We start from the raw sequence: 5,523 nt of genomic DNA, 5'->3' as shown, positions 1-5,523 counted from the left end.
GCTGCGGGCGGTGGCGTGGGCGGTGCGGCGGTGGCGCCGTATTGTCGGTGCCGGGTGACAGCATCCCTCGCATGACCGATCGCACCCCCGCCCCCGCTCTCTCGATCGCCGGTTTCTGGGACGCCGCGGCGGACACCTTCGACGACGAGCCCGACCACGGCCTGCGCGCCGAGCGCACCCGCGCCGCCTGGGAACGCCTGCTGCACGCCTGGGCCCCACCCGCCGCATCCGGCCCCACTTCGGGGGGTGTGCTGGACGTGCTGGACGTCGGCTGCGGCACCGGTTCGCTGTCGGCGTTGCTGGCCGCGTCAGGGCACCGGGTGACCGGCGTCGACCTGGCCCCGCGCATGGTCGAGCGGGCCAGGGCCAAGCTGGCCGCCGCCGGGCTGCCCGGCCGGTTCCTGGTCGGCGACGCCGCCGACCCGCCCACCGGCCAGGCCCGGTTCGACCTGCTGATGTGCCGTCACCTGCTCTGGACGCTGCCCGATCCGCACCAGGCGCTGCGCACGTGGGTGTCGCGGCTGCGCCCGGGCGGCCGGCTGGTGCTGGTGGAGGGCCGCTGGGGCGTGCCGGGCACGCCGTACGCGGCGGGGGCGCAGGCGTTGCCATGGGACGGCGGGGTCGGCGCGGACGACCTGGCGCGGGCGGTGCGGCCGCTGGTGAGCGAGCTGCGGGTGGAGCCGCTCAGCGCGGACCCGGACCTGTGGGGCGGCCCGGTGCACGACGAGCGCTACGCGCTGCTGGCCCGCCTCTGACCGCTCCGGAGTTCGGGCGGCGTCCCCTGGGATCCCTGCGGGGGCGTGCCTGTCGGGGTGTTCCTCTACTCTGACCCCGGGAAGCGGCTCGGGCGGAAGGGTTCGACGGTGGGCGAGGGTGCATCTGGTGTCGTGGGCAGCGAGCTCTCCTGCGTCCTGGAACGCGTCACGTACGCCAATGAGGAGACCGGCTACACGATCGCCCGCGTCGCCACCGAGCGCACCGGCGCCGACCTGCTGACCGTGGTCGGCCCGCTGCTCGGCGCGCAGGTCGGCGAGTCGTTGCGGCTGCGCGGCCGCTGGACCTCCCACCCGCGCTACGGCCGCCAGTTCGAGGTGTGGTCCTACACCACCGTGCTGCCGGCCACCGTGCAGGGCATCCGCCGCTATCTCGGGTCGGGGCTGATCAAGGGGATCGGGCCGAAGATGGCCGAGCGGATCGTCGACCACTTCGGCACCGACACCCTGGAGGTGATCGAGCAGAGCCCGCAGCGGCTGGTCGAGGTGCCCGGCCTGGGCCCGAAGCGGACCAAGATGATCGCCGCCGCCTGGGAGGAACAGAAGATCATCAAAGAGGTGATGATCTTCCTGCAGGGCGTCGGCGTGTCCACCTCGATCGCGGTGCGCATCTTCAAGCAGTACGGCGAGAACTCCATCGACGTCGTCAGGAGCCGCCCGTACCAGCTGGCCGACGAGGTGTGGGGGATCGGCTTCAAGACCGCCGACACCATCGCCCAGGCCGTCGGCATCCCGCACGACAGCCCCGAGCGGGTCAAGGCCGGGCTGCGCTACACGCTGTCGCAGGCCGCCGACGACGGCCACTGCTACCTGCCGGCCCCCAACCTGGTCGGCGACGCCGTCAAGATCCTCGACGTGCCCGCCGAGCTGGTCGCCACCTGCCTGGAGGAACAGGTGGGCGAGGAGGGGGTGGTGCGCGAGAGCGTCCCGGCCGGCGACAACACCGTCCCGGCCGTCTACCTGCCGCCCTTCCACCGCGCCGAGCTGTCGCTGGCCGGCGGGCTGCTGGGGCTGCTGCGCTCGGGCCACGACCGGCTCAAGGCGTTCGCCGACGTCGACTGGGCGCGCGCCGAGACCTGGCTGCACGGCAAGACAGGCGCCGAGCTGGCCCCCGAGCAGCGCCAGGCGGTCCGGCTGGCGCTGACGGAGAAGGTCGCGGTGCTGACCGGCGGCCCCGGCTGCGGCAAGAGCTTCACCGTGCGCTCCATCGTGCTGCTGGCCCGCGCCAAGCGCGCCCGCGTCATCCTGGCCGCCCCCACCGGCCGCGCCGCCAAGCGGCTGGCCGAGCTGACCGGCCACGAGGCCACCACCGTGCACCGGCTGCTGCAGCTGCGCCCCGGCGGGGAGGCCACCTTCGACCGCGACAACCCCCTCGACGCCGACCTGGTCGTGGTGGACGAGGCGTCCATGCTGGACCTGCTGCTGGCCAACAAGCTCGTCAAGGCCGTCGCGCCCGGCACCCACCTGCTGTTCGTCGGCGACGTCGACCAGCTGCCGTCGGTCGGCGCCGGCGAGGTGCTCAAAGACCTGCTGGCCGCCGACGACGTGCCGCGCGTGCGGCTGACCCAGATCTTCCGCCAGGCCCAGGAGTCCGGCGTCGTCGTCAACGCCCACCGCGTCAACACCGGCCGCCACCCCGTCCTGGAGGGCATGAAGGACTTCTTCCTGTTCCCCTGCGAGGAGCCGGAGGAGATCGCCGCGATGACCGTCGACGTCGTCGCGCGCCGCATCCCGGCCAGATTCCGTCTCGACCCCCGCCGCGACGTGCAGGTCCTGGCGCCCATGCACCGCGGCGCGGCCGGGGCGGGCGCGCTCAACATCGCCCTGCAGGAGGCGCTGACGCCGGCCCGCGAGGGCATGCCGGAACGCCGCTACGGCGGCCGCGTCTTCCGCGTCGGCGACAAGGTCACCCAGCTGCGCAACAACTACGACAAGGGCGCCGCCGGGGTGTTCAACGGCACCGTCGGCATCGTCACCGACCTGCGCCCCGACGAGCACAAGCTCACCGTCGTCACCGACGAGGACGAGCACGTCGACTACGCCTTCGACGAACTCGACGAACTGGCCCACGCCTACGCCGTCTCCATCCACCGCTCCCAGGGCAGCGAATACCCGGCCGTGGTGATCCCGCTGGCCACCAGCGCCTGGATGATGCTGCAGCGCAACCTCCTCTACACCGCCATCACCCGGGCCAAGCGGCTGGTGGTGATCGTCGGCTCGCGGCGCGCGCTGGGCCAGGCCGTGCGGACCAAGGGCGCCGGACGCCGGCACACCAGCCTGACCCACCGCCTGAACCTCTGAGAATCCGGCCGCCCTTACCACCACCAGCGGGCTTTACCCCCCGTTGACCTGGGCTTGACCGCAATAAGTGATTGAAATGTGACCGAACTCCCCCAAACTCATCCGCGTCTTACATGCAGGAGCATTAAGGTTTTTGGGATGCGTTGACCACCCTGGGGGAGAGGACTGTCTTGAACGTTGCGCCCGGTTGGAGAAGGCCCGTCGCCTGGCTGAGCCTGCTGACGGCGGCGACCCTGACGGTGTCGTGCTCGAGCGGCAACGCCGCCGGCGGCGGCGCGCCGGGCGTGTCCGAGCCGACCACCACCGCCACCCCGGCGGCGCCGACCATCAAGATCAGCCCGGCCGAGGGCAGCGCGAAGGTCAGCCCCGAGAAGCGGGTCGTCGTCACCGCGGCCGGCGGCGCGCTGGAGGAGGTCACCATCGACGCCGGCGGCGAGGCGATCGACGGCAAGTTCAACGCCGACCAGACCAAGTGGATCTCCAAGACCGCGCTCAAGCCGTCCACCCGCTACACGGTCTCGGCCAAGGCCGGCGCGACGGTCACCACCAGCACGTTCACCACCGCCAAGCCCGAGCGCGCGCTGCAGGTGGCCGACGTGACGCCCAACGCCAAGGGGGAGAAGCTCGGCGTGGGGGCGCCGATCATCGTCACCTTCAACCAGCCCGTCACCGACAAGGCCACCATCGAGAGCGCGCTGGAGGTCGAGGCGGAAAAGCCGGTCGAGGGCGCCTGGCGCTGGATCAACGACACCGTCGTCATCTACCGCACCGCCAAGTACTGGCCGGCCCACCAGAAGGTCAGCTTCAACGCCCGCATCACCGGCATCAAGGGCGGCAAGGGCCTGTACGGGGTCAAGGACTACGAGGCCACCCTGCGGATCGGCGCCAAGCAGATCAGCAAGGTCGACGTCGACAAGCACATGATGTACGTCTACCGCGACGGCAAGCGCGTGCAGACCATGCGCATCAGCGCCGGCATGGCCACCACCCGCGAATACACCACCACCTCGGGCATCCACCTGACGATGGAACGCGGCAATCCGGTGCGCATGATCTCCCCGGGCCGCAAGAAGGGCGACCCCGGCTTCTACGACGTGATGATCAACCACGCGGTGCGCATCTCGAACTCCGGCGAGTACGTCCACGCCAAGAACAACGTCTGGGCCCAGGGCCGGCGCAACGTCAGCCACGGCTGCATCAACTCCCGCCCCGACCAGGCCAAGTGGTTCTACGACAACGTCCAGCGCGGCGACGTGGTCGACATCGTCGGCACCGACCGCGAGCTGGAGTGGAACAACGGCTGGGGCTACTGGCAGATGTCGTTCACGCAGTGGAAGAAGGGCAGCGCCCTGCGCGGCAAGGCCTGACGCCCCGCCGCCGGGTTCCCGGGAAAGGCGTCCACGGCCCGGCCGTGGACGCCTTTCCCGCCCCCCGGGCTCCAGGCGCCGCGGACGCCTGCGTCGGATGGAGACGCCTCGCGGCCGGGTGGGACGACACCTTCAGATCAGCACCGATCACCGGCTCCGGGGAACTCCCGCTTTTCCATATTTCGGCCCCATGGGTCACCCGTGCGAGACCGCCGGATGCCGAAGGGGTGCGCTCAGGCCGACGGGTCGCGGACGGCCGCGCCGACGACCGCGGTCACCATCCGCCGCACGTCGGACTCGGCCGGGGCGGCCGCGCGGTCGGCGAACAGCAGGTGCCCGGCCCCGATCAGCGTCGGGGCCAGCGCGTCGACGTCGGCGTCGGGGGACAGGCGCCCCCGATCACGTTCCTCGCGCAGATAGACCTCGATCATGATGGCGGCCTCGGTCAGCACCGGGACCCCGGCCGGCCACCGCTCGCGCAGCCGGGCGCGCAGGTCGTCGCGGAAGGTGATGAGGGCGACGACCGCCACCGCGACCGACCCGAACAGCGCGGTCAGCGCGTCGGCGAGGTTGCCCACGACGGTGCCGGTCCCGGCCGACTCGCGCAGCGCGGCGGCGCGGGCGTCCATCCGCTCGGCGCGGTCGAGCACGAACTCGGCCAGGAAGGCGTCGAAGTCGGCGAAGTGCCGGTGCAGGACCCCCTTGGCGCAGCCCGCCTCGGTGGTGACGGCGCGGCTGGTCAGCGCGCTCGGCCCGGCCTGGAGCAGGATGCGCTCGGCGGCGTCGAACAGCTGCTCGCGCACGTCGCGCAGGGCCACTCCGGTCGGCATGGAACCGTTCTCCTCCTCGCGACGCGGGGTCCTCGCGTTTCCTCGCGTCGCGGGGCCTCTGCTCGCGTCGCGAGTCCTCACGATAGACGAGTGGGCATACGCCCACTAGAGTGGGCGTATGCCCACTACCTCTTCCGAGCACCCCCGTCCCGCCGACCCGCAGCCGCACCGGCACCGCGAGGTCGCCGAATCCTTCGGCACGGACGCCGACCGCTACGACCGCGCCCGCCCCGGCTACCCGCAGTCCCTGGC

Annotated in this window: 4 protein-coding genes; 3 read left to right on the top strand and 1 reads right to left on the bottom strand. The window is 72.0% G+C overall.

Going from position 1 to position 5,523, the window contains the following annotated elements; genetic code table 11:
* Positions 1 to 71 precede the first annotated feature (71 nt).
* From HII36_RS52920 to HII36_RS52910, 3 genes are all read left to right on the top strand, one after another.
* A complete protein-coding gene (locus tag HII36_RS52920; RefSeq protein WP_173530985.1) occupies positions 72 to 755 on the top strand; it encodes a class I SAM-dependent methyltransferase in 684 nt (227 codons plus the stop codon).
* Positions 756 to 887: 132 nt separating this feature from the next.
* Positions 888 to 3,074 (top strand): SF1B family DNA helicase RecD2, encoded by a 2,187-nt coding sequence (gene recD2, locus HII36_RS52915; RefSeq protein ID WP_328808299.1) that lies wholly within the window; start codon positions 888 to 890, stop codon positions 3,072 to 3,074.
* A gap of 170 nt (positions 3,075 to 3,244) precedes the next feature.
* On the top strand, positions 3,245 to 4,441 hold the full coding sequence (locus tag HII36_RS52910) for a L,D-transpeptidase (protein WP_173530983.1): 1,197 nt from the start codon (positions 3,245 to 3,247) through the stop codon (positions 4,439 to 4,441).
* A gap of 233 nt (positions 4,442 to 4,674) precedes the next feature.
* Here HII36_RS52910 and HII36_RS52905 read toward each other — a convergent pair whose 3' ends face one another.
* On the bottom strand, positions 4,675 to 5,271 hold the full coding sequence (locus HII36_RS52905) for a TetR/AcrR family transcriptional regulator (RefSeq protein ID WP_173530982.1): 597 nt from the start codon (positions 5,269 to 5,271) through the stop codon (positions 4,675 to 4,677).
* Positions 5,272 to 5,523: the final 252 nt, after the last annotated feature.

Origin of the sequence: Nonomuraea antri (genome assembly GCF_013283785.1) — a bacterium.
Classification (GTDB): domain Bacteria; phylum Actinomycetota; class Actinomycetes; order Streptosporangiales; family Streptosporangiaceae; genus Nonomuraea; species Nonomuraea antri.
The sequence above is the reverse complement of the archived record's forward strand: the minus strand, read 5'-3'. Positions and strand labels throughout refer to the sequence as shown.

What these genes read in the sequence shown, in the direction of transcription:
- HII36_RS52905 (WP_173530982.1), bottom strand. Translation starts at nt 5,271, where the DNA reads ATGCCGACCGGAGTGGCCCTGCGCGACGTGCGCGAGCAGCTGTTCGAC.
- HII36_RS52920 (WP_173530985.1), top strand. Translation starts at nt 72, where the DNA reads ATGACCGATCGCACCCCCGCCCCCGCTCTCTCGATCGCCGGTTTCTGG.